The organism is Streptomyces sp. STR69 (assembly GCF_024519455.1).
Taxonomy (GTDB): Bacteria; Actinomycetota; Actinomycetes; order Streptomycetales; family Streptomycetaceae; genus Streptomyces.
In genome coordinates, this window is sequence record NZ_JALJRY010000049.1 from 25,197 (window position 1) to 49,722 (window position 24,526).

Consider the following 24,526-nt stretch of genomic DNA (forward strand, 5'->3'; position numbering starts at 1 on the left):
GCCGGGGAAGGGTCTGCGGGACGCGTGCACGGTCCGCACACACTGGCCGGCCGAAGAGACAGCTCGGCCGGTCCCGGCAGGAAGCAGAGACGACAGGTGACAGAAGCGATCCTCCTGGTCGGCGGCAAGGGCACCCGGTTGCGCCCCCTCACGGTGCACACCCCGAAGCCGATGGTCAGGGCGGCGGGGGTGCCGTTCCTCACGCATCAGCTGGCGCGGGCGAGAGCGGCGGGCGTGGAACACATCGTCCTGGCCACTTCCTATCTGGCGGAGGTGTTCGAACCGCACTTCGGTGACGGTTCGGCCCTCGGCCTCCACATCGAGTACGTCACGGAGGACGAGCCCCTCGGCACGGGCGGCGCGATCCGCAACGTGGCCCCGCGCCTCCACTCGGCCCCCGACGACCCGGTCCTGATCTTCAACGGCGACATCCTCACCGGCCTGAACATCCGGGCGCTGGTGGACACCCACGAGGCGACCGGTGCGGACGTCTCCCTCCACCTCACGAAGGTCACGGACCCGCGCGCCTACGGCCTGGTCCCCACGGACGGGACAGGCCGCGTCCTGGCCTTCCTGGAGAAGCCCCAGACGCCCGAGGAGATCGTCACCGACCAGATCAACGCGGGGGCGTACGTCTTCCGCCGCTCCGTCATCGACACGATCCCGGCGGGCCGCCCGGTGTCGGTGGAACGGGAGACGTTCCCGGACCTCCTCGCCGCCGGCGCCCACCTCCAGGGCCTGGTGGACTCGACGTACTGGCTGGACCTGGGAACCCCGGCCGCCTTCGTACGCGGCTCGGCGGACCTGGTCCTGGGCCGCGCCCCGTCCCCCGCGATCCCCGGCCGCTGCGGCGACCGCCTGGTCCTGCCCACGGCCCGCGTCGCCCCCGACGCCAAGCTGACGGGCGGCACGGTGGTGGGCGAGGGCGCGTTCGTGGCGGAGGGCGCACGGGTCTTCGGTTCGACGATCCTCCCCGGCGCGGTCATCGAACCGGGCGCCGTCATCACCGACTCCCTCATCGGCACCCGAGCCCGAGTCGGCGAACGTTCCGTCCTCACCGGCGCGGTCATCGGCGACGGCGCGGTCATCGGCGCCGACAACGAACTCCGGGACGGCATGCGGGTGTGGTGCGACGCGCGGATCCCGGCGGGGGCGGTGCGGTTCTCTTCGGACCGGTAGTTCGTGCGGGTGGGGAGGGGCGCCGTCCCAGGGGCTGCGCCCCCGGACCCCCACCCGCCCGGCGCGCTCACAACTTCCCGATGTCCCCGCGAGGCATCTTCGGCGCCCGCCGAGCCGGAGTCCGCCCGCTCAGCAGGATCAACCGAGCCGCCCGATGCCGCTGCCCCGCATACGGCTCAAGCAACGACAACATCACCGCGTCGTCCGCGTCCCGATCCCCCGCGAGCGCCCACCCCACGATCCCCGGCAGATGCAGATCCCCCACGGTCACCGCGTCCGCCGCCCCATGACTCCGCTGCACGGTCTCCGCGGACGTCCACGGCCCCACCCCCGGTACGACCTCCAACCGGGCCCGCGCATCCTCCGCCGACATCGACACCGCCTGCTCCAGCCGCGCGGCGACCCGCACGGCACGCAGGATCGTCGACGCCCGCTTGTCGTCGACCCCGGCCCGGTGCCACTCCCAGGACGGAATCAACGCCCACGCGCGCGGCGCCGGCATCACCCACATCCGCCCGCCGACAGGCCCCGGCGCCGGCGACCCGAACTTCCGCACCAGCAGCCGCCAGGCCCGGTACGCCTCGTCGGTCGTCACCTTCTGCTCCAGCACCGACGGAATCAACGACTCCAGCACCAGCCCGGTCCGCGTGAGCCGCAACCCCGGCCGCCGGTGCTGGGCGACAGCCACCAGCCGATGCCGGGGCACGAACGCGTCGGGATCGTCAGCGGCACCGAGCAGCTCCGGCAACCGCTCCAACAGCCACGCACTCCCCGGCCCCCAGGCCTCCCCGCGCACCTCACCCCCGTGCGCGGACACCCGCAAGGTCCCCGGCCCGACAGGTGTGAGACTGGCCCGCCACACGGACCCGTCGGCGTCCGCCCTGAACGTGGGATCGCCGGCCCCCCGCCGCAACGGCCCCAGCACCAGCCCGAGATCAAGCGGCCAGTCCGGCACCCAGTTCCGCACCCGCCCAGGGGCAGCAGCCTGCCGAGGCACACCCCCAGGCACAACAACATCCCCACCCCGCACAGTCGTACGAGTGGGCCGAGAAGCAAAACGTCCGGCCACGGAAATGTCCTACGAACCTAGGTGGTAGCGCCCCTTCAGGGGCGCGGGGAACTGCGCGCTCAGCCACAAACGACCCGCACTCGCAGACGAGTTCAGCCCCAACGGCGATTCACCGCACCTCGATAAACGCCCCCGCATCCCGCTCGGCCCGAGCCGCAGGCGACGCCGCCGCATGCCCCACAGCCACCGCCCCCATCGGATCCCACCCCTCCGGCAGCCCCAACACCTCCCGCACGACATCCCGGCAGAACATCGTCGAGGACACCCACGCCGACCCCAACCGCTCCCCGGCCAACGCGACCAGGAAGTTCTGCACACCCGCCCCCACGGCCACCACGAACATCTCCCGCTCGGCCCCGTCCCGCCGCGCGTCCCCGTACGTGTGCGACCCGTCCATGACGAGACACGGCACCACGAGATACGGCGCCCCGCGCAACACGTCCCCGCGCCGCACCCGCTTCGCGATGGACTCCTCGGACTTGCCGTCCCGCCGCAGATCCGCGATCCACGCGTCCCGCATCGCGTCCAGCAACGCACCCCGCGACTCGGCCGACTCCAGCAGCACGAACCGCCACGGCGTCGTGTGATGCGGCGCCGGTGCGGTCACCGCCGCGGCCACGGCCCGCCGTACCGCACCGGGGTCGACCGGCTCATCCGTGAAGGCCCGCACGGTACGACGCTGGGTCACCGCCTCCCGTACGGCCTCCGACGTCCCCAGCCGGAACATGTCGTCGCGGCCGCCCCGCACGATGGCCCGCGCGCCCAACCCGTCATCCTCGGCGGTCACGACATGCGGCAACCCCCGCACCACCGCGACCGGCAACCCCGCGGCCTTGCCCTTCACCAGATCACCGGCGGCAGCCAGCTCGTCCGCCGTCGCCACGACCGTCGCGCTGAGCGGATTGCCGTACGCGTCCGTGCCCCCGCGCAGATCGTCCAGCACCCGCACCCCCGCGGCGCCGATCGCGACGTCCGTGAGCCCCGTGCGCCAGGGCCGCCCGAAGGTGTCGGTGACGACGACGCCGATGTCGACGCCGAGTGCGTCCCGCAGCCCGTCGCGGATCGCGCGGGCGGAGGCGTCGGGGTCCTCGGGCAGCAACAGCACTGTCCCGGCAGGGGTGTTGGAGGCGTCGACGCCGGCGGCGGCCATGATCAGGCCCTGCCGGTTCTCCACGATCCGCAGGGCCCCGCGCCGCGCCACGACCCGTACGGTCTCGGCGTCGATCGCGGCCTCCCGGTCGGTCGCCTCGACGATCCGCCCCTCCGCCTTGGACACGATCTTCGAGGTGACGAGGAGCACGTCCCCGTCGACGAGCCCGGGCTCGGCGGCGGCGATCAGCTTGGCGAGGTCGTCGCCCGCCGCGACCTCCGGCATCCCGGGCACGGCCCAGACCCGGTAACCCTCCACCGGTGGCACTTCGCTCATACGGCCCGCACCTCTTCCGCCAACGCCAGCGCCTCCCGCGCCATCCGCGCGGTCGCCTCGGTGTCGGTCATCATCAGCGGTACGGCCCGGCAGCGGATCCCGGCCGCCTCGACGTCCGGTACGGAGGCGGCGTCCACGGTGTCGACGAGCCAGCCGTCGAGCAGCCCGGAGCCGTAGTGCTCGGCCACCGCGGTCGCCGTGGACTCCACGCCCACCGCCGCGAGCACCTTGTCGGCCATCCCGCGCACGGGCGCGTCCCCGACGATGGGGGAGAGGCCGACCACGGGCACCCCGGCCTCGGCGATCGCCTCACGGATGCCGGGCACGGCGAGGATGGTGCCGACGGACACGATCGGGTTCGACGGCGGGAAGAGGATGACGTCCGCCTCCGCGATCGCCTCCAGGACCCCGGGCGCGGGCTTGGCCTGCTCGGCCCCGACCGGTACGACGGCCTCGGCGGCGACCGACGCGCGCAGCCGTACCCAGTACTCCTGGAAGTGGATCACCTTGCGTTCGCCGTCCAGCTCGACGGCGACATGCGTCTCGACGCGGTCGTCCGTCATGGGGATCAGCCGCACCCCCGGCTGCCAGCGGTCGCACAGCGCCTCGGTGACCGCGCTCAGCGGATAGCCGGCGCCGATCATCTGCGTCCGCACGATGTGCGTGGCGAAGTCCCGGTCGCCGAGCCCGAACCACTCGGGCCCGACCCCGTACGCCCCGAGCTCCTCCTTGAGGTGGAAGGTCTCGTCGGCACGGCCCCAGCCCTGCTCCTCGTTGATGCCACCGCCGAGCGTGTACATCACCGTGTCGAGGTCCGGGCAGACCTTCAGCCCGAAGAGGTGGATGTCGTCCCCCGTGTTGCCGATCACCGTGATGTCGGCGTCCGGCACGGCCTGCTGAAGACCGCGCAGGAACCGGGCACCACCGATACCTCCTGCAAGAACCACAATGCGCATGGGGACAAGTCTTGCAGGCGGGGGTGACAACGCGGCAGGCAGTCGTCGCATCGCGGGCCGGACGGCCACCGCATCGAGGGCCGGACGGCCACCACGTCGACCGGTTCTGATCAGGCGGTCACGGCGTCGACCGCTTCCGCCCCGTCGCGCCGCGCGCACGCGGTGTGCATCGGCATCTCGGTGAGGCCGGGGAAGTAGACGTGCAGGCTTATGGCCGGTTCGAGGGTGTCGTTGACGACCTCGTGGACGTACCCCGGCGCGAACACCCGCTGCGCGCCCGCCCCCAACGCGCGCGTGCCCCGCTCGGTGCGCTCGGTCAGCGTGCCGTCCAGGACGGTCAGCACACCGGAGGAGGGGCCGTGGTCGTGCAGTCCGCTGCCCTGTCCGGGCACCCAGGACAGCAGCCACACCTCGTAGCCGGGGCCGGTGCTCAGCCGGTGGTACCAGCGGGTCGTCGCGTCGTACTCGACGAGGTGTTCCCACTGGGCGCGGTCGGCGGCGATCGAGCGCGCCAGGCCGACGAACTCGGCCACGGTGGCCGGGTGTTCGCGCGGTGCCCGGAGGAGGTGCGGGACTTCGAGGATGTCGCCGGCGATCTGGAGGTCGCTGTCGCTGTTCATGGGGGTGCGGTGGTTCCTCGGCGTAAGAAGTAACGGCGGGGGATGGGTGTCACCAAAAAGAAGAGAGAGCAAGTGGGGCCGGAGCGCGAAGGGCTCAACAGCCGGAACAGCAACAACAGCTGCAGCGAGCGTGGGCAGCACCGAGGGACCCGGCGGAGCGGGTCGAGGTGAGTGCCGAGTTCGCGAGCATGCCCACAAGGACATCGGTTCACACCCGCACTGTCAACTCGACGCCCGGTATGTGGGACATGTTTCACCTCATCCGGTTCATCTGAGAGGTGAAAGGTTTGTTCAGGAGGCTATCGGGACACATGGCGCACAACCGGGCGCACAAACCCCGTGGGAACGAGATCGAACTCCTGAGCGTCCTCCCCCGTACAGGCCCTGTCTCGGGGTAGGAGGCGCACGAGGGTCTCCGCTGCCTGTCAAGGTTTATGCCGATTTGAACACTTTCCGCTAGGCCTTGGTTCCGCAGAGTGAATAAGGGGCCCAATAGCAGATCTCGGCTTGACTCGCCCGGAGCAGCACACTTGTAATTTCACTCGTGTCGTTCAGCCGACATCGGTAACGGCTACATCACGGGGACGCGAAAGACAGACGAGGGGCGCACATGACCGAGCTGGTGCAGCAACTGCTGGTCGACGACGCGGACGAGGAACTCGGCTGGCAGGAGCGCGCGCTGTGCGCCCAGACCGACCCCGAGTCCTTCTTCCCCGAGAAGGGCGGCTCCACCCGCGAGGCCAAGAAGGTCTGCCTCGCCTGCGAGGTCCGCTCCGAATGCCTCGAATACGCCCTCGCCAACGACGAACGCTTCGGTATTTGGGGCGGTCTCTCCGAGCGGGAACGCCGCCGGCTCAAGAAGGCCGCCGTCTGAACCGCACGGCACACCTCGGGACATACCTCGGGACCTACTGAACGGCCCGTCGCGACTGGGTTATCCACAGGCGGCGGGCCGTCGCTGTGCCCAGCCGATAGTGTGGGCGCTCGTCCGAGACGTACCGCAGTCCCCTCGGGACGCATGCGTCCACCGCAGTCCATCGAACCGGGGCCCGTACCTCGATGTCCGTGCACAGCCACACGGCAGCCCAACACGACGCTGCCACTCCTGAGTTCCCGCGTCACGTAGTCACCGCGGTGCTCGTCTCCCACGACGGCGCCCGCTGGCTGCCCGACGCGCTCGCCGGGCTGCTCGGCCAGGAGCGCCCCGTGCAGAGCGTCATGGCCGCCGACACCGGCAGCGCGGACGACTCCGCCCAGTTGGTCACCGACACCCTCGGCGCCGACCGCGTGCTGCACCTCGCCCGGCGCACCGGCTTCGGCCAGGCCGTCGAGGAGGCCAACCGCACCGCCCCTGTGCTGACCCCGGACGACCTGCCGTACCTGAAGCGCCCCAGCGGCTGGGACCCCGTCACGCGCACATGGCGCGACGACGCCTACGACATGCCGGAACTCCCGCACGGCGAGCCCGTCCAGTGGCTGTGGCTGCTGCACGACGACTCCGCCCCGGAGCCCGACGCCCTGGCCCAACTGCTGCGCGTGGTGGACCAGGAGTACGAGCTCGGCCGCGAGGACGTGGCCGTCGTAGGCCCCAAACTGCGCGGCTGGTACGACCGCCGGCAGCTCCTGGAGGTCGGCGTCACCATCGCCCACTCCGGGCGCCGCTGGACCGGCCTCGACCGCCGCGAACAGGACCAGGGACAGCACGACCACGTCCGGCCCGTGCTGTCCGTCTCCACCGCCGGCATGCTGATCCGGCGCGACGTCTTCGACGAACTCGGCGGCTTCGACCGCCGGCTGCCCCTGATGCGCGACGACGTCGACCTGTGCTGGCGCGCCACCGCCGCCGGCCACCGCGTCCTGGTCGCCCCAGAGGCGGTCGTACGGCACGCCGAGGCGGCCTCCCGCGAGCGCCGCGCGGTCGACTGCGCGGGCCGCACCGTCGCCTCCCCGCACAAGGTCGACAAGGCCGGCGCCGTCTACACCCTGCTCGTCAACAGCCGTACGGCCGTGCTGCCCTGGGTCCTCGTCAGGCTCGTCGTCGGCACCGTGCTGCGGACCCTCGCCTATCTCGTCGGCAAGGTCCCCGGACAGGCCCTCGACGAGATCCGCGGTCTCCTGGGGACCCTGCTGCGCCCCGAGCGGATCATCGCCGGACGGCGCAGGCGCGGCACCCCGCAGATCGACAAGGCGGAGCTGAAGCCGCTCTTCCCGCCGCCCGGCGCGACCCTGCGAGCCACCTTCGAACAGGCCGCCGCCAGCTTCGTCGACACCTCCGACCCCGAGATCACCTCGGGGGCCGGCCGGCACGGCGGAGCGGTCGAGTCCGGACCCGGCGGCGACGACGCGGACTTCCTGGAGATCGAGCAGTTCGCGCGCGTGAAGCGCATCGCCCGCAAGCCCGGCCCGGTGCTGTTCCTGGTGCTGCTGCTCGTCTCCCTCGTCGCCTGCCGCGGCCTGCTCGGCAGCGGCGCGCTCACGGGCGGCGCGATGCTGCCCGCGCCCGGCGACTCCGGCGAACTGTGGTCCCGCTTCCTGGACTCCTGGCACCCGGTGGGCGCCGGCGGCACCCCGTCCGCACCGCCGTACCTCGCGTTCGTCGCGATGCTCTCCTCGCTGCTGTTCGGCTCGACCGGCCTCGTGGTCACCGTCCTGCTGGTCGCCTCGGTGCCGCTGGCCGGGTTCACCGCCTACTTCGCCTCCCGCCCGCTCGTCGAGTCCCGCCTGCTGCGCGCGTGGGCGGCCGTCGTCTACGCCTTCCTGCCCGCCGCCACCGGCGCCCTCGCTGGCGGCCGCATCGGCACCGCCGTACTCGCCGTGCTGCTCCCGCTGGCCGCCCGCGCGGGCATCGCCGCCAGCGGCCTCACGCATTCCTCGGGCGCCCGCGGCAGCTGGCGCGCCACCTGGGCCTACGCCCTGCTCCTGACCGTCACCACCGCCTTCACGCCGATCATCTGGCCCATCGCCCTGATCCTCGGCATCGCCCTGCTGGCCGTGCGCAGGAGCGACATCACCGCCTACGGCCTGCGCTTCCTGGCCCAGCTCGGCACCCCGCTGCTGATCCTGGCGCCCTGGTCCCTGACGCTGCTCCCGTTCGGCTTCTTCCAGCAGGCCGGCCTGGAGTACGGCTCCGGGTCCGCGTCCCCCCTCGACCTGCTCGGCGCCAGCCCCGGCGGCCCCGGCACGGTCAACGGCCTGATGCTCATCGGCATCGTGCTGGCCGCCCTCGCCGCCCTGCTGCGCAGTGAGCGCACCTTCGGCATCCGGGCCGCCTGGGGCGTCGCCCTGGTGGGCCTCGTCTTCGCCGTCCTGTCCAACAGCTCCACCTGGGCCGGCCCCGCGACCCTCGTCTACGGCCTCGCCCTCCTCGCCGCCGCCGCGCTCGGCGCCGACGGGGCACGCGCGCGTGTCGCCGAACAGAGCTTCGGCTGGCGCCAGCCGGTGGCCGTCCTGATCGCCTTCGCCTCGGCCGCCGGCCCACTGCTCGTCGCCGCCGGCTGGATGATCGGCGGCGCCGACGGTCCCCTGGAGCGCCGCGACCCGACCCAGGTGCCCGCCTTCGTCGCCGAGGAGAGCGACACCCAGGACCAGGCCCGCACCCTCGTCCTCGACAGCGACTCCGCCGCCCACGTCGGCTACATGCTGGTGCGCGGCTCCGGCGCCCGCATGGGAGACGGCGAGTTCGCCGCGTCGGACGGCGAGAACAGCAGACTCGACAAGGTCGTCGCCAACCTCGTCGCCGGCTCCGGCGCCGACCAGGCCGACGAACTCGGCGGCTTCGCCGTGCGCTACGTCCTCGTCCACAAGGGCGCGCCCCGCGAGGTCAGTCGTGTCCTGGACGCCACCCCCGGCCTCAGCAGGCTCAGCCAGGCCGACGGCAGCGCCCTGTGGCGGGTCAACGCGCAGGTCTCCCGTGCGGCCGTCGTGGCCGGTACCGCCGCCCCGAAGCCGGTCGCCGCGGGACCCGTCGACATCCACACCACGATCCCGTCCGGCGCCACCGGCCGCGTCCTGCGCCTCGCCGACTCGGCCGCCGCGGGCTGGACGGCCACCCTGGACGGCAAGCCGCTCACCCGCACCACGGTCGACGGCTGGGCCCAGGGCTTCCAACTCCCCGCCACCGGCGGCAGGTTGGACGTCACCTACGACGACCCGATCGGGCACACCGCCTGGCTGTGGACCCAGGGCGCGCTCGCCCTCGTCCTCGTCGTGCTCGCCCTGCCGGGCCGCCGACGTGACGTCGACGACGACCTCCCCGAGGAGGAGCTGATCCCGGCCCAGGCGGTCGCGGGCGAGGGCCGCCGGGCCCGCCGCCTGCGCGCCCAGGCGGAGACCGAGGCAGCCGACCAGGCGGACGAGGCGGCGGACATCGCGGGCACCGGGGAGTTCGACGCGTTCGCCTCGGACACCACTCCTCCTCCTGCGGAGGAGGAGGTCGCCGCTGCGATCCCGCAGCAGCAGTCCTACGGCGAGTGGGATGCCGCGAGCTACGCCGGCGCCGAGTACGGCACCTACGGCGGCGAGCAGTACCAGGCCGACCAGCAGTACCCGGCGGGCACCTACGACCAGTCGTACCAGGCGGACCCCTACCAGGGCGGCCAGTACGACCCGTACGCCTACGGCGGCCAGCCCCCGACACCGGCGTACGACCCGACGTACGAACCGGGCTACGACCAGAACCAGGGCCAGACCCAGGGCCAGAACCAGGGCTACGACCCGAACTACGACCCGAACTACGACCCCGCCTACGACCCGGCCCAACAGCATCCGCACGGCAGTGAGCGCCCCGACGGGAGCCAGCAGTGAACCGCACCACCCTGTCCTTCCTCGCCGGCGTGGCCGCGCTCGCCGCCGTCACCGGGTTCGCCGAGATGAAGACACCGGCCGCGTCCGGCACCCACACCGCCGAGGCAGCCGCCCAGCTGCCCGTGGAGCGCACCAGCCTGCTGTGCCCGGCACCGAGCACCTCCGACCTCGCCGACACGTCGTACACGTCCTTCACGCCCGTCACTACGGGCACGGACGACAGCGGCAAGGCCGAACTCCAGGCCGCGGGCGAGGAGTCGGGCGACGGCACGAGCAGCAAGGGCAAGAAGAAGCCCGCCAAGCCCGTCCTGACGCCCAAGGCCCCCGGCACGCCGGCCACCGGCGACAGCTCCGGCGCCGACTCGCCCGCGCTGCTCGGCACGGCTGAGGGCAAGTACGCGCCCGGCTGGACCGTCCAGGAGACCACCGAGGTCGCCGCGGGCAACGGACGCGGCCTCCAGGGCGTCAACTGCACCGCCCCGGACACCGAGTTCTGGTTCCCGGGCGCCAGCACCTCCGCCGACCGCACCGACTACGTGAACCTCACCAACCCGGACGACTCCGCAGCCGTCGTCGACATCGACCTCTACGGCAAGGACGGCGACCTCAAGTCGACCGTGGGGGAGGGCATCACGGTCGAGCCGCACGCCGACGAGCCGATCCTGCTGTCCACCCTCACCGACGACCAGGAGACCGACCTGACCGTGCACGTGACCGTGCGCAGCGGCCGGGTCGGCGCGTCCGTACAGGCCCTCGACGCCAAGCTCGGCGGCGACTGGCTGGCCGCGTCCACCGACCCGGCGGGCAGCCTGGTCATGCCGGGCATCCCGAAGGACGCCACCTCGGTACGGCTGATCGTCTTCACACCGGGCGACTCGGACGCCGACCTGAAGGTGCGGCTCTCCTCGCCCACCGGGATGATCACGCCGGCCGGGCACGAGACCGTGCACGTCAAGGCGGGCATGACGATCGGCGTCGACCTGGGCGACGTCACCCGCGGCGACCCGGGCTCCCTGGTCCTGACACCGACCGACCAGTCCGTGCCGGTCGTCGCCGCCCTGAAGGTCGTACGGGGCAAGGGCAGCAAGCAGGAGACGGCGTTCATCCCGGCGACCGCCCCGGTCGGCACGCGCGCGACGTCCGCCGACAACAGCGGCAAGGGCTCCACGCTGTCCCTGGTCGCGCCCACCCGCACCGCGACCGTCAAGGTCACCGCGTCGGCCGGCAGCGGCGGCGGTACGCCGGTCTCCAAGACGTACACGATCAAGGCAGGCACCACACAGGACGTCGAACTCCCGGTCCCCGGCGGCCTGAAGGGCACCTACGCGCTGACCGTCGAGCCCCAGTCGGGCGGCCCGGTGTACGCGGCCCGGACGCTGTCGGCGACCGAGGAGGGCGTACCGGGCTTCACGATCCAGACCCTGCCCGACGACCGGGGGACGGTGTCGGTGCCGCAGACGGACGAGGACCTGTCGGTCCTTCAGAAGTAGCGGTCCACGACCCCACGCGCGCGGGGAGGGATCAGTCCTCCCCGTAGCGCGGATCGACGGTCTCCGGGGTGAGGCCCAGCAGTTCGGCGACCTGCTCCACGACGATCTCGTGGACCAGGGCCGCGCGTTCGTCGCGCCCCTTCGTGCGGATCTCGACCGGCCGCCGATAGATCACCACGCGCGCGGGATGCCCCTCACGGGCTGCGATCGTGCCCCCCAGAGGCACCGACTCGTCGTTCCAGCCCTCGCCCGCACCACCCAGTCGAGGGACTTCCAGGACGAGGAAATCGATGTCGGCCAACTGCGGCCAGCGTCGCTCCAGGCGCTCCACGGAGTCCTGCACCAGATCCGCGAACGCCTCGGCCCGGCTCGCGGCCAGCGGAACCTGCGGCGGTGCGATCGGGCCGCGCATGCCCCGGCCGTGGCGATCGCGGCGGCGGGGCCCGGGGCCGGCGGCGGGGGGCGGTACGGGGGTGTCCATCACTGGTGAAGCGTAGTCCCCGTCAGGTCCGGCCGCCGGACTCCACTCGCCGTCCGGGCCCTCGGGCGCCATGTCGCCGGATGACCATTCCGGCCAAGGTTGGGCTCGATTCCGTATGTCTCCAAGACCGTCGCTCTCAAGGCAATTGACGGTGTTTGTGCCGAGTGGTGACCGGACCCGACTCCGTTCGAGATCCCGGGAAGGGGTGTTCGCGCAGGTCAGCAGCGCGTTCCCGGAGAGGTGTGTGGGGCGTTTCACAACCCGACACGGTGGAGTGACCTGGGGGAGAGTCGTCGCGGCCCGCTCAAGAGTGCGGTACCGTCCAACGTCGTGAGCCCTGTACGTCGCTGTTCGCGCACCGCTTGCGGCCGGCCCGCCGTCGCGACGCTGACGTACGTCTACGCCGACTCGACCGCGGTCCTCGGCCCGCTCGCCACCTACGCCGAACCCCACTGCTACGACCTGTGCGCCGAGCACTCCGAGCGCCTCACCGCGCCCCGCGGGTGGGAGGTCGTCCGCCTCCTCGACAGCTCCGCTCCGGCCCGCCCGAGCGGCGACGACCTGGAAGCGCTTGCCAACGCGGTACGCGAGGCGGCCCGCCCGCAGGAGCGGGCGGCAGGAGCCGGCGGCGGGGGCGGGGCTCGTACGGCGGACCCGATGGAGGTCGCGCGCCGGGGGCATCTGCGGGTGCTGCGGTCGCCGGACAACTGACGTCGGCTGTCCGGGAGTTCGTTCGACGATCCCATGGTGATCGCCACCCACGAGCGGGCCTTGCTGCGAGAGCGCTGCCCTGAGCTCAGGTAAGAGTCTGTGGACGGCTCAGTTACCGCACGTCGCGCTGTCGGTCCCTGCGGGTAGTTTGGGGCGACCGATAGGACTTTCTGGAGGGTTGGCCGTGTCTGCTGATTTGTCGCAGCTCGTGAAGGCGTACGACGTACGGGGCGTCGTCCCGGACCAGTGGGACGAGTCCTTGGCCGAGTTGTTCGGGGCGGCCTTCGTTCAGGTGACCGGCGCCACTGCGATCGTGACCGGGCACGACATGCGGCCCTCGTCCCCCGGACTCTCCGCAGCCTTCGCGCGCGGGGCGGCGGCTCGCGGCGTCGACGTGACCGAGATCGGCCTGTGCTCCACGGACCAGCTGTACTACGCCTCGGGCGCGTTCGACCTCCCCGGCGCCATGTTCACGGCCTCGCACAACCCGGCGAAGTACAACGGCATCAAGATGTGCCGGGCGGGCGCGGCCCCCGTCGGCCAGGACACCGGCCTCGCCGAGATCCGCCAACTCGTGGAGTCCTGGCTGGACTCGGGCGCCCCGGAAGCCTCCGGCCCGACGGGAACGATCACGAAACGGGACACGTTGGAGGATTACGCGGCGCACCTCCGCGGCCTCGTCGACCTGACCTCCGTCCGCCCCCTGAAGGTCGTCGTCGACGCGGGCAACGGCATGGGCGGTCACACGGTCCCGACCGTGTTCGCCGGCCTGCCGCTCACCCTGGTCCCGATGTACTTCGAGCTGGACGGCACCTTCCCGAACCACGAGGCCAACCCGCTCGATCCGGCCAACATCGTCGACCTCCAGGCGCGCGTCCGCGAGGAGGGCGCCGACCTCGGCATCGCCTTCGACGGCGACGCCGACCGCTGCTTCGTGGTCGACGAGAACGGCGACCCGGTCCCGCCGTCCGCGATCACCGCCCTGGTGGCCTCCCGCGAGCTGGCGCGGAACGGCGGCAAAGGCGTGATCATCCACAACCTGATCACCTCCTGGTCGGTCCCCGAGGTCGTCAAGGAGAACGGCGGCACACCGGTACGCACACGCGTGGGCCACTCCTTCATCAAGGCCGAGATGGCCAAGTCCGGCGCGATCTTCGGCGGCGAGCACTCCGCGCACTACTACTTCAAGGACTTCTGGAACGCCGACACGGGCATGCTGGCCGCCCTCCACGTCCTAGCCGCGCTGGGAGGCCAGGACGGCCCGCTCTCCGCCCTCGTGGCCCAGTACGACCGTTACGTGGGCTCAGGCGAGATCAACTCCACGGTCGACGACCAGGGAGCCCGCCTCGCGGCGATCCGCGCCGCCTACGAGAGCCAGGACGACCTGACGCTCGACGAACTCGACGGCCTCACCGTCACCTCCGCCGACTGGTGGTTCAACGTCCGCCCCTCCAACACGGAACCGCTGCTGCGGCTCAACACGGAGGCGCGGGACGAGGCCACGATGGGGAAGGTGCGGGACGAGGTGCTGGGGATCATCAGGGGGTGACGGCGGGCGGTACGTTCTGGGCGCCGGTCGATTTCCAGCCCGTCCGGCGCTTCCGTCCGGCGCTTGAGGACGAGGCCGTTCAGGCCGAAGCGGGGGTCAGGGGGCGCAGCCCCCAGGTGGGTCGGCCCCAACCCCGGCAAGCACTTCCCACCGGCGGTAACCTGACCAGGCACATCCGCACGCACCGTCGTAGACACTCGCCCTGGAGGGACACCCCATGCCGCTCGAAGCCGGCCTCCTGGAGATCCTGGCCTGCCCGGCCTGCCACGCCCCCCTCAAGGAGCAGGACACCGAGCTGATCTGCACCGGTGAGGACTGCGGCCTGGCCTACCCCGTACGGGACGGCATCCCCGTCCTCCTCGTCGACGAGGCCCGCCACCCCGCGTAACCGACGACGACGCGATCGGAGGCCGCCGCCCATGCTCGACGAATCGCTGCTCGACTCCCCGGACGCGCTGACCGAGGCCGACCGCCGAGCCCTGCTCCGCGGTGCCGCCGAAGCCGGTGCCCGGGTGCGCACAGCCGCCCGGCACGCCGCCGAGGCCGGTGTGAACGACCTGAAACCGGACGGCCGCCCGCGTGCCATCCTGATCGCGGGCCCCGGCGCCGCCGCCACCTGCGTCGCCGACCTGCTCGGCAAGCTCGCCGGCGCCAGCAGCCCCGTCACCCGCCTGACACCCACCGGCGTCGCCCCCGCGGCCGGCGCCCTGCGCTGGGAACTCCCGGGCTGGGCGGGCTCCGTGGACCTGCTGCTGATCACCACCCCGGACGGCAGCGAACCCGGCCTGGCCCTGCTCGCCGAGCAGGCCTACCGCCGCGGCTGCACCGTCGTCGCCGTGGCCCCGTCCCGCAGCCCCCTCACGGAGGCGGTGGACGGCGCCCACGGCCTCTTCGTACCGATGGCGACCGCACCGTACGAGCACGACGAGCCGTTGGCTGCCTCCGCCCCCGGAGTCCTCTGGGCGCTGCTCACCCCGCTGCTCGCGATCCTGGACCGCACCGGGCTGCTCAGCGCGCCGCCGGAGGCCCTGGAGAAGGTCGCCGACCGCCTCGACCAGGTCGCCGAGCGCTGCGGGCCCGCCGTCGCGACGTACAGCAACCCCGCGAAGACCCTCGCCTCCGAACTCGCCGACTCGCTCCCGGTGATCTGGACGGAGGGCGCGTCGGCCGGTCCGGCCGGCCGCCGATTCGCCGCCGCGCTCGCGGAGTTGGCCGGCCGCCCCGCCCTGGTCTCCGAACTGCCCGAGGCACTCGCCGAGCACAACGCCCTGCTGGCCGGCCCGCTCGCCGCGAGCGCCGACCCGGACGACTTCTTCCGCGACCGCGTCGACGAGGCGCCCGCGCTGCACGCACGCGTGGTGCTGCTCCGGGACCGTCCGATCGGCGGCCTCACCGCCGCGCCCACCGCCCGTGACCTGGCCCTCAGCCACGACACGCCGATCAGCGAGCTGGAGCCCGAGGACGGCGGCGAGTTGGAGACCCTCGCGGAGCTGATCGCCATGACGGATTTCGCCGCCGTTTACCTGGCGCTCGCCTCCGGCGCCTGATCTTGTCGTCGAAGCCCTGAGCCGCCGTACACCGTCGTACGAGGCGCGAAGCCACGTCGTACCCAGGTCGTCCTCGGGTCGTACGCAGAGAGAACCGGTAGAGAGCCACATGGACCGCCTCGACAACACCGTCCGCCCCTATGCCTGGGGTTCGACCACCGCCATCCCCAAGCTGCTCGGCGTGGAGCCGAGCGGCGAACCGCAGGCGGAGATGTGGATGGGCGCGCACCCGGGGGCACCTTCGCGCACCGCGCGCGGGACGCTCGTCGAGGTCGTCGAGGCGGCCCCGGAGCAGGAGTTGGGCGAGGAGGCCGCCGCGAAGTTCGGCCCCCGGCTGCCGTTCCTGCTGAAGATCCTCGCCGCCGGCGCCCCGCTCTCCCTCCAGGTGCACCCCAACCTGGCGCAGGCGAAGGAGGGTTACGCCGACGAGGAGCGCCGGGGCATCCCCGTGGACGCCCCCTACCGCAACTACAAGGACGCCAACCACAAGCCCGAACTGATCTGCGCGCTCACGGAGTTCGACGGCCTGTGCGGCTTCCGCGACCCGCTGCGCGCCGCCGACCTGCTCGCGGGCCTGGGCGTCGACTCCCTGAAGCCGTACGTCGACCTCCTGCACGCGCACCCCGAGGAAGCCGCCCTGCGCGAGGTCCTCACGGCGATCCTCACCGCCGACCCCGAGGACATGCGCCACACGGTCACCGCGGCGGCCACCGCCTGCACCCGCCTCGGCGGCGACTACGCGCCCTACGCCGACATCGCCCACCACTACCCGGGCGACCCCGGCGTCATCGCGGCCATGCTCCTGAACCACGTCCGACTCCAGCCCGGCGAGGCCCTGTTCCTCGGCGCCGGTATCCCGCACGCGTACCTCAACGGGCTCGGCGTCGAGATCATGGCCAACTCCGACAACGTCCTGCGCTGCGGCCTCACCCCCAAGCACGTCGACGTCCCGGAACTCCTGCGAGTCGTCCGCTTCGAGGCGAGCGACCCCGGAGTGCTGCGCCCCGAGGCGTCCCCCGACGGCGAGGAGGTCTACGAGACCCCCATCGACGAGTTCCGGCTGTCCCGGTACGTCCTCCCGGCGGGCACAGGCGTCCACGACCTCACCCTCGACACCCCGCAGATCCTGCTCTGCACGGCCGGTGCGGTGACGGCGGGCGAGTTCGAACTCGCCCCCGGCCAGTCGGTGTTCGTCCCGGCAGGCGACAAGGCCGAGGTGTCCGGAGTCGGCACGATCTTCCGGGCCACTGTGATCGTATGACCGGGCCTGTGGATACCTGACGCGCCGTCGCCGGGCAGGGCTGCAAGAATGGCCCACCGGCAAAGGACGGGCAAAGACGGCCGGACGACCCATCCGGGCAGACGTCCGGGGCAGACGTCCGATGTGGACATCCGACCTGGACCGTCCGGCACAGACGTACGAAGGCGAAGGGACACCGCGAACACATGAGCGCGTCAGGCGGCACCAGGGCGATCGTGGCGGCACTCGGCGCCAACCTCGCGATCGCGGCATCGAAGTTCGTGGCGTTCGCCTTCAGCGGCTCGTCCTCGATGCTCGCCGAGGGCGTCCACTCCCTCGCCGACTCCGGCAACCAGGCACTGCTCCTGATCGGCGGCAAGAAGGCCCAGCGCGAAGCCACCCCCCAGCACCCCTTCGGCTACGGCCGCGAGCGCTACATCTACGCCTTCCTCGTCTCGATCGTCCTCTTCTCCGTCGGCGGCATGTTCGCCGTCTACGAGGGCTACGAGAAGATCAAGCACCCCCACGACATCGAGCACTGGTACTGGCCGGTGGGCGTCCTCGTCTTCGCGATCATCGCCGAGGGCTTCTCGTTCCGCACGGCCATCAAGGAGTCGAACGAACTCCGCGGCACACACTCCTGGTCGCAGTTCATCCGCCGCGCCAAGGCCCCCGAGCTGCCGGTCGTCCTCCTGGAGGACTTCGGCGCGCTCATCGGCCTGGTCCTCGCCCTCGGCGGCGTCGGCCTCGCTCTGCTCACCGGCGACGGCATCTGGGACGGCATCGGCACCCTCTGCATCGGCATCCTGCTGATTCTGATCGCCCTGGTTCTGGCCGCCGAGACCAAGTCCCTGCTGCTCGGCGAGTCCGCCGGCATCGAGGACGTGCAGAAGATCGAGGCCGCCATCGTCGACGGCCACACCGTCACCGGCATCATCCACATGCGCACCCTCCACCTCGGTCCCGAGGAACTGCTCGTCGCCGCCAAGATCGCCGTCCAGCACGACGACACGGCCACCGAGGTCGCCACCGCGATCAACGCCGCCGAGTCCCGCATCCGCGAGGCCGTCCCGATCGCCCGCGTCATCTATCTCGAACCCGACATCTACAGCGAGTCCGAAGCCACCAAGGGCCCCGACCGCGAAGCCACCCCCGGCGGCCCGGCCCAGCACCCCGCCGAGCACTGACTTCCCCGGCGCCTACGCCTACGCAACAGAGCCCGCCGGGACATTCGACGGGCCTCCCCATCCGGCTACCCCTGCTGCACGGGCCACGGCGCCACCGGGGCCGCCCTCCGCCGCCGTACGACGAACGCGGCGATGCCCAGGCCGATCCCGACCAGGGCGAGGACGACTCCGCCGATGACGGTCGATCCGATGCCGACAGCACTCGTACGGTCGTCGGTCACCCGCCCCCGGACGGCGGACTCGGCCACCGTCCCGTCGTGATCGCTCGCGAAGAAACGCGAGTCCATCGCGTTCGCACGGTTGTCACCGAGCAGGAACAGCCGCCCCTTCGGGACCTTCACGTCGTACGTCTTGTGCACACCGTCGACATCACCTCGCGCGACATACGGCTCCGACAGCGGTTTTCCGTTCACGGTGATCCGCGCACCCGTGCCCGAGCCCGTGCAGCACACCACTTCGTCGCCGCCCACCCCGACGACCCGCTGCATCACATTCGCCGTGAACCCATAGCGGTCCGGCGCCGAGAACAGCACCACATCACCGTGGTGCACCTCGTCGCCGCCCACCTTCTCGAAGATGATCCGGTCACCCGGCTTGTACGTCGGCGCCATGCTCTGGCTGCTGATGGTGGAACTCCCGTAAGAGTTCCGCGCGTACACGAAGGAGCCGAGCGCCAGCACCACCCCCAACAGCCCCACGACCACAGCCGCGACCCCAAGTCCCCGCCCCTTGCCCGACATCGTTTCCCTCCCCATGCGGCACTTCCGCGGCGCAGAGGGTAGCGGGCGTCTGTGAACGGACTGTGCGGACCCGAGACCCGCCACAGCCACGAGCCGACCACCGCTGACCGACTTCGCTTGACCGACTTCCCCCAGGACGCTGGGCACGGTTGCTGCTGCGGCCATACCGCCTGATGATCTTGCCGTCGGCGGTGCCGACATCGTTGTCGTTGAGGATCCCGCCACATCCGCTGCCCGACTCAAAGACGCGAACATCCCTGATCGCCTGCGTCCACGCCCTTCCGTCCGACGTGCGTACGCACCCCGTTGGCGCGCTCCCGGAGGCCCGCTCCGACGGCGGGCGCCCGCTCGGTTCGGCTTGAACTGTCCGGAGCGGACTGGGGACCGCCGGTCCTACCGGTGTAACTTGGGACGGAGCCAGACGTCGCTGCTGATGGCGGTCGGGCGGTCCCACCGCGGACCGGCCGAGGGAGAGAGGGCCTCCGACGGACTGCGCTGCGCGTACGCGGGCATGCCTGTGTCCTCCTTGGGGCACCCCTGTGTCCGCCGCCGCGCAGACCAGCCGTACCCACCTCGCCCCAACCCCGAGGAGTACCTCGCAATGACGACTGTCGACAACCGACAGGACTTCAAGGTCGCCGATCTCTCCCTGGCCGAGTTCGGCCGCAAGGAGATCACCCTCGCCGAGCACGAGATGCCCGGCCTGATGTCGATCCGCAGGGAGTTCGCCGCCAGCCAGCCGCTGGCCGGCGCCCGGATCATGGGCTCGCTGCACATGACTGTGCAGACCGCCGTCCTGATCGAGACCCTGGTCGCCCTGGGCGCCGAGGTCCGCTGGGTGTCCTGCAACATCTTCTCCACCCAGGACCACGCCGCCGCCGCCATCGCGGTCGGCCCGAACGGCACGCCCGAGAACCCCCAGGGCATCCCGGTCTTCGCCTGGAAGGGCGAGACCCTGGAGGAGTACTGGTGGTGCACGGAGCAGGCGCTGACCTGGCCGAACACCCCCACCGGCGGCCCGAACATGATCCTGGACGACGGCGGCGACGCCACCATGCTCGTCCACAAGGGCGTCGAGTACGAGAAGGACGGCAAGGTCCCCTCCCTCGACACCGCCGAGTCCGACGAGCACCGCGTCGTCCTCCAGGTCCTGCAGCGCACCATCACCGACGGCTCGCAGAAGTGGACCCAGCTCGCCTCGGAGATCCGCGGCGTGACCGAGGAGACCACGACCGGCGTCCACCGTCTCTACGAGATGCACCGCGACGGCACCCTCCTGTTCCCGGCGATCAACGTGAACGACGCCGTCACCAAGTCGAAGTTCGACAACAAGTACGGCTGCCGCCACTCCCTCATCGACGGCATCAACCGTGCCACCGACGTCCTCATCGGCGGCAAGACCGCGGTCGTCCTCGGCTACGGCGACGTGGGCAAGGGCTGCGCGGAGTCCCTGCGCGGACAGGGCGCCCGCGTGATCGTCACCGAGATCGACCCGATCTGCGCGCTGCAGGCGGCGATGGACGGCTACCAGGTCACGACGCTGGACGAGGTTGTCGACAAGGGCGACATCTTCATCACCACGACCGGCAACAAGGACATCATCATGGCCGCGGACATGGCCAAGATGAAGCACCAGGCGATTGTCGGCAACATCGGTCACTTCGACAACGAGATCGACATGGCCGGCCTGGCGAAGATCCCGGGCATCGTCAAGGACGAGGTCAAGCCGCAGGTCCACACCTGGAAGTTCCCCGACGGCAAGGTCCTCATCGTGCTGTCCGAGGGCCGCCTGCTGAACCTGGGCAACGCCACCGGCCACCCCTCGTTCGTGATGTCCAACTCCTTCGCGGACCAGACCCTGGCCCAGATCGAGCTGTTCACCAAGCCCGAGGAGTACCCGACCGACGTCTACGTGCTGCCCAAGCACCTCGACGAGAAGGTCGCCCGCCTCCACCTGGACGCGCTCGGCGTGAAGCTGACCACGCTCCGCCCCGAGCAGGCCTCGTACATCGGCGTAGAGGTCGATGGCCCGTACAAGTCGGACCACTACCGCTACTGAGCCGACGACCCCGACCGCTGTGACCGCGTCCGTGCACTGACGCGGTTATCAGCGACAGGTCCTCAGCAGCAGATCCTCCGAGGCAGGCCCCCGCACCCCCGTGCCGGGGGCCTGCCCCTTTGGCTCCTTCGGCCGGACCGGCCCGTCAAGACCCAGGACTCCGATGCCCCGCGGCCGTTATTCGCTCCACGATCCGCACGATCACACCCCCCTCGCAGACGAGCACTTCCAGTGCGCCCCCGGCCCGTCCGGCTGGCGCTACGTCTCCCAACTCACCACCCCCTCCGGCGATCACCACGGCTCCGTCGACCTCACGCTCGACGAACTCGGCCGCCCCATCCGCCTCGAACTCCACGCGGCGAACTGGCAGGTGCGCGGCGCCGCCCTCGACGGCGTCACCTGGGTCCGCACCGACCCCACCGGCACTGATGCCGCCGAAGGCAATGTCCGCGCCCACGCCTTCACCGGCACCTCCCCCGCGTTCCTCATCGCCACCACCCGTCTCCTGCGCCTCACCCCTTCCTCCGCCGCGGCCCGTGTCCGTCTGGTCGCCTTCACGGACCCGGTCCTCGCCCCACGCACCGTGGACCAGTCCTGGGCTCTGCTGAAAAGAGAAACACACGGCACTGACAACGGCCCTCTGACCGTGGACGAATACCAGGTCACAGCCCTGGACACGGGCGAGCAGCACGCCGTACACATCGCCGGCGATGTCGTGCTCGCGGCACCCGGTATCGAGCTGGAGGAGCTGGAGTCGCCGCCGGCCGTCTTCGGCTGAGCGACGCCGTTCCCCGCCGGCCGAGGGGGAAGGGATTCCGGTCCGGCCCCGGTGAGTCTGACCGGTGAGGAGGCGCGGTCGGCAGATTCAGGCGGGCGGCGCGAATCCGCTGGAGGGCCGAGGCTCGGCGGGGGATGCCTTCTGCAGCGCCGGGGGCTGCGGGCCGGGCGCCGACGGGACCGGATCGGCTCCCGTGCCGCTCGCGGAGGGCGAAGGGGGAGCGGCTGGGGCCGACCAGCCAAAGGGAGCAGGCGCGGGAGCAGAACCGGAAGTCTGAGGGGGAGCCGAAGGCTGCTGTGGAGCCGACGACGGCTGAAGCGCCGCGTTCCCGAAGGCGCCAGGCACACCGGTCCCAGGCCTGAACCCGCCGGCCGATGCGCCCCCGAACGGCTGGGACGGCGAATAGGCGCCCGCCCCACGGTTCCCGAAGGCCCGCCGCATGTCCCGCTCCTGCCGCTCCTGCACCACCGCCGCCAGATACGCGGACGGCGGAACACCCTGCGGCGCCGGGGCTCCCGTACGGGCCACGAGATCCGTGGCAAGCCGCTCGGCCATGGCCCAACCCACCTGCGGGTCCAACTGCTGCATCCGCGTCAGGTACTGCCGAATGGCCAGCCACAACCCATCGGGAACGGCGGACAGATCAAGCTCGGCGAAACGTCCCGTCAGCCAAATCGGTGGAGGCGGCACGAAGGATGTCTGTCCGGCGGGCACCCTTTCCCGTACGACCAAAGTGCCTGCGAACACATCCCCGAGTCGCCGACCACGCGCCGAAACGAGCGAGGCGATACAGGCGACGGTCCCGAACGTCATCAGGATCTCGATCACACCGATCGCACCCCGCACCAGCGCGTGCCGGAACCGGATTGGCCCGCCGTCGTCCCGCACCACTCGCAGCCCGAACGCCAGCTTCCCGAGCGAACGCCCATGGCTCAGCGTCTCCACCGCTATGGGCGCTCCGACCAGGACCAGCACGAAGGCCGCGATCGACAGCGCGATCTGCGCCGCGTTGTCCAAAGAGGCCGTGGAGAACATCAAAGCCACGCTCACACCGATGTAGGCGGCCATGGCCACGATCAGATCGAGCAACACCGCCAGCGCCCTGCTGGGCAGCCTCGCGGGGCGCAACTCCAGCGCCACCGCCTCGCCCGTCACCAGCTCACTCACGCCTGCCGCCCTTCCCCTGCCCTGCCCCTGGAACAGCCAGTCTGCCAAGCTGAGGGCGCATCGTGCCCCAGTACGACGAGCTGATCCCCAACGAGTAGTCGACGAGCAGCCGAGGAGCAGGCAACCAGATGGACCTCGACGTCTTCGTCTCGGCCCACCGAGCCGAGTGGGACCGCCTCGACGCGCTGCTCCGCCGCCAGCGTCGCCTCAACGGCGCCGAGGCCGACGAACTCGTCGCTCTCTACCAGCGGACGGCGACCCATCTCTCCTTGGTCCAGTCCAGTGCCCCCGACCCTCAGCTCACCGGCCGGCTCAGCCAACTCGTGGCACGCGCGCGTAGTGCCGTGACAGGAACCCGGCGTGCCTCCTGGCGTGATGTCACGCACTTCCTGGGGCACAGTTTTCCGGCCGCGGTGTACCGAGCACGCCACTGGTGGGTCCCCACCGCACTTCTGTCCACGGTCGTTGCGATCCTCCTGGGCTGGTGGATAGGCACCCACCCCGAGGTGCAGTCCTCCATCGCGGCCCCGAGTGAACTGCGCCGACTCACCCGTCCCGGCGGCGAGTACGAGACCTACTACTCCAGCCATCCGGCAGCTGCCTTCTCGGCGCAGGTGTGGACGAACAACGCCCAGGCCGCCGCGATGTGCCTGGTCCTGGGAATCTTCCTGGGCCTACCGGTCCTCTGGATCCTCTTCGAGAACATGCTCAACCTCGGAGTCGGCATCGGCCTGATGTCGTCGGCCGGTCGGCTCGACACGTTCCTCGGCCTGATCCTCCCGCACGGCCTGCTCGAACTGACAGCAGTATTCGTAGCGGCGGGTACGGGCATGCGCCTCGGCTGGACCCTCATCGACCCCGGCCCACGCTCGCGCCGCACAGCCCTCGCCGAAGAGGGCCGAGCAGCCGTGGGCATGGCCATCGGCCTGGCCCTGGTCCTGTTCGTCTCCGGCGCCATCGAAGGCTTCGTCACCCCGTCGGGCCTCCCCACCTGGGCCCGCGTCGGCATCGGCATCATCGCCGAGGGAGCCTTCCTGTCGTACGTCTACGTCCTGGGCGGTCGTGCCGTACGCGCCGGTGAGACAGGCGACGTCGAGGCATCCGAACGCAGCTCAACCGTCCCTACGGCTGCCTGATGTGCAGGCACTCCCGCTGAGCTGCTAGTCTCCTCTTCGCCCCAAAGGAGCCGTTGACACGGACCGGTCGGGGAGGTAGATTCGAACAGTTGCCTAGAACTGGATCTGGTCCGGTCGGCAACAGCGAGTGTCTGTCTGCTTCTGGGAACTTCGATTCCAAAGAAGCCACACTCCCGATGAATCGGAAAAGAGCGGCCGGTAAGTACGGCCCGGAACTTCTGATAAAGTCGGAGTCGCCGGAAAGGGAAACGCGGAAGCGGGAACCTGGAAAGCACCGAGGAAATCGGGACCGGAAACGGTCTGATAGAGTCGGAAACGCAAGACCGAAGGGAAAAGCCCGGAGGAAAGCCCGAGAGGGTGAGTACAAAGGAAGCGTCCGTTCCTTGAG

The 24,526-nt window shown here is 71.1% G+C and carries 20 protein-coding genes; 13 read left to right on the forward strand and 7 right to left on the reverse strand.

Annotated elements, in window-relative coordinates; genetic code table 11:
• Positions 1-96: 96 nt before the first annotated feature.
• A complete protein-coding gene (locus tag OC490_RS47170) occupies positions 97-1,179 on the forward strand; it encodes an NDP-sugar synthase (protein ID WP_262064228.1) in 1,083 nt (360 codons plus the stop codon).
• Positions 1,180-1,246: 67 nt separating this feature from the next.
• Here the strand turns inward: OC490_RS47170 and OC490_RS47175 are convergent, their stop codons facing one another.
• The 4 genes from OC490_RS47175 to OC490_RS47190 form a co-directional block, all read right to left on the reverse strand.
• Complete coding sequence (locus tag OC490_RS47175) at positions 1,247-2,248, reverse strand: DNA-3-methyladenine glycosylase family protein (protein ID WP_262064229.1); 1,002 nt, start codon at positions 2,246-2,248, stop codon at positions 1,247-1,249.
• A gap of 109 nt (positions 2,249-2,357) precedes the next feature.
• Positions 2,358-3,674 (reverse strand): coenzyme F420-0:L-glutamate ligase, encoded by a 1,317-nt coding sequence (locus tag OC490_RS47180; protein ID WP_262064230.1) that lies wholly within the window; start codon positions 3,672-3,674, stop codon positions 2,358-2,360.
• Positions 3,671-4,630: a 2-phospho-L-lactate transferase gene (gene cofD, locus OC490_RS47185; RefSeq protein ID WP_262064231.1), complete on the reverse strand. Its 960-nt coding sequence runs from the start codon at positions 4,628-4,630 to the stop codon at positions 3,671-3,673. The genes OC490_RS47180 and cofD overlap by 4 nt, the downstream gene beginning before the upstream one ends.
• A gap of 110 nt (positions 4,631-4,740) precedes the next feature.
• A complete protein-coding gene (locus tag OC490_RS47190) occupies positions 4,741-5,250 on the reverse strand; it encodes a cysteine dioxygenase (protein WP_262064232.1) in 510 nt (169 codons plus the stop codon).
• 610 nt (positions 5,251-5,860) lie between these two features.
• On the opposite strand from OC490_RS47190, the gene OC490_RS47195 reads away from it, so the two are divergent.
• From OC490_RS47195 to OC490_RS47205, 3 genes are all read left to right on the forward strand, one after another.
• Positions 5,861-6,124 (forward strand): WhiB family transcriptional regulator, encoded by a 264-nt coding sequence (locus OC490_RS47195; protein WP_003975777.1) that lies wholly within the window; start codon positions 5,861-5,863, stop codon positions 6,122-6,124.
• Between the two features lie 185 nt (positions 6,125-6,309).
• A complete protein-coding gene (locus OC490_RS47200) occupies positions 6,310-10,053 on the forward strand; it encodes a glycosyltransferase family 2 protein (RefSeq protein WP_262064233.1) in 3,744 nt (1,247 codons plus the stop codon).
• Positions 10,050-11,543, forward strand: a complete 1,494-nt coding sequence (locus tag OC490_RS47205) for a DUF5719 family protein (RefSeq protein ID WP_262064234.1) — start codon at positions 10,050-10,052, stop codon at positions 11,541-11,543. The genes OC490_RS47200 and OC490_RS47205 overlap by 4 nt, the downstream gene beginning before the upstream one ends.
• Positions 11,544-11,574: 31 nt before the next feature.
• Here the strand turns inward: OC490_RS47205 and OC490_RS47210 are convergent, their stop codons facing one another.
• Positions 11,575-12,024: a metallopeptidase family protein gene (locus tag OC490_RS47210; protein ID WP_262064244.1), complete on the reverse strand. Its 450-nt coding sequence runs from the start codon at positions 12,022-12,024 to the stop codon at positions 11,575-11,577.
• Between the two features lie 279 nt (positions 12,025-12,303).
• Between OC490_RS47210 and OC490_RS47215 the strand changes: the two genes are divergently transcribed.
• The 6 genes from OC490_RS47215 to OC490_RS47240 all read left to right on the forward strand — a co-directional run bounded on the left by OC490_RS47215 (position 12,304) and on the right by OC490_RS47240 (position 18,258).
• Positions 12,304-12,735, forward strand: a complete 432-nt coding sequence (locus OC490_RS47215) for a DUF3499 domain-containing protein (RefSeq protein ID WP_078532602.1) — start codon at positions 12,304-12,306, stop codon at positions 12,733-12,735.
• A 184-nt stretch (positions 12,736-12,919) separates the two neighbouring features.
• The gene (locus OC490_RS47220; protein ID WP_262064235.1) at positions 12,920-14,284 is read left to right on the forward strand and encodes a phosphomannomutase/phosphoglucomutase; all 1,365 of its coding nucleotides are present in this window, start codon (positions 12,920-12,922) and stop codon (positions 14,282-14,284) included.
• A 217-nt stretch (positions 14,285-14,501) separates the two neighbouring features.
• Complete coding sequence (locus OC490_RS47225) at positions 14,502-14,672, forward strand: Trm112 family protein (RefSeq protein WP_019072213.1); 171 nt, start codon at positions 14,502-14,504, stop codon at positions 14,670-14,672.
• A gap of 31 nt (positions 14,673-14,703) precedes the next feature.
• Positions 14,704-15,831 (forward strand): SIS domain-containing protein, encoded by a 1,128-nt coding sequence (locus OC490_RS47230; RefSeq protein ID WP_262064236.1) that lies wholly within the window; start codon positions 14,704-14,706, stop codon positions 15,829-15,831.
• Positions 15,832-15,940: 109 nt separating this feature from the next.
• On the forward strand, positions 15,941-17,092 hold the full coding sequence (gene manA, locus OC490_RS47235; RefSeq protein WP_262064237.1) for a mannose-6-phosphate isomerase, class I: 1,152 nt from the start codon (positions 15,941-15,943) through the stop codon (positions 17,090-17,092).
• A gap of 185 nt (positions 17,093-17,277) precedes the next feature.
• Complete coding sequence (locus OC490_RS47240; RefSeq protein WP_262064238.1) at positions 17,278-18,258, forward strand: cation diffusion facilitator family transporter; 981 nt, start codon at positions 17,278-17,280, stop codon at positions 18,256-18,258.
• Positions 18,259-18,323: 65 nt separating this feature from the next.
• Here the strand turns inward: OC490_RS47240 and lepB are convergent, their stop codons facing one another.
• Positions 18,324-19,013: a signal peptidase I gene (lepB, locus tag OC490_RS47245; RefSeq protein WP_315986736.1), complete on the reverse strand. Its 690-nt coding sequence runs from the start codon at positions 19,011-19,013 to the stop codon at positions 18,324-18,326.
• A 586-nt stretch (positions 19,014-19,599) separates the two neighbouring features.
• Between lepB and ahcY the strand changes: the two genes are divergently transcribed.
• Together ahcY and OC490_RS47255 are read left to right on the forward strand one after the other, a co-directional pair.
• Positions 19,600-21,057 (forward strand): adenosylhomocysteinase, encoded by a 1,458-nt coding sequence (ahcY, locus tag OC490_RS47250; protein ID WP_262064239.1) that lies wholly within the window; start codon positions 19,600-19,602, stop codon positions 21,055-21,057.
• Between the two features lie 163 nt (positions 21,058-21,220).
• Positions 21,221-21,835, forward strand: a complete 615-nt coding sequence (locus OC490_RS47255; protein ID WP_262064240.1) for a hypothetical protein — start codon at positions 21,221-21,223, stop codon at positions 21,833-21,835.
• A gap of 87 nt (positions 21,836-21,922) precedes the next feature.
• Here OC490_RS47255 and OC490_RS47260 read toward each other — a convergent pair whose 3' ends face one another.
• Entirely contained in the window at positions 21,923-23,002 is a 1,080-nt protein-coding gene (locus OC490_RS47260) for an RDD family protein (RefSeq protein WP_262064241.1), read from the reverse strand.
• Between the two features lie 128 nt (positions 23,003-23,130).
• On the opposite strand from OC490_RS47260, the gene OC490_RS47265 reads away from it, so the two are divergent.
• Positions 23,131-24,138, forward strand: a complete 1,008-nt coding sequence (locus OC490_RS47265; RefSeq protein ID WP_262064242.1) for a stage II sporulation protein M — start codon at positions 23,131-23,133, stop codon at positions 24,136-24,138.
• The last annotated feature ends 388 nt before the right edge of the window (positions 24,139-24,526 follow it).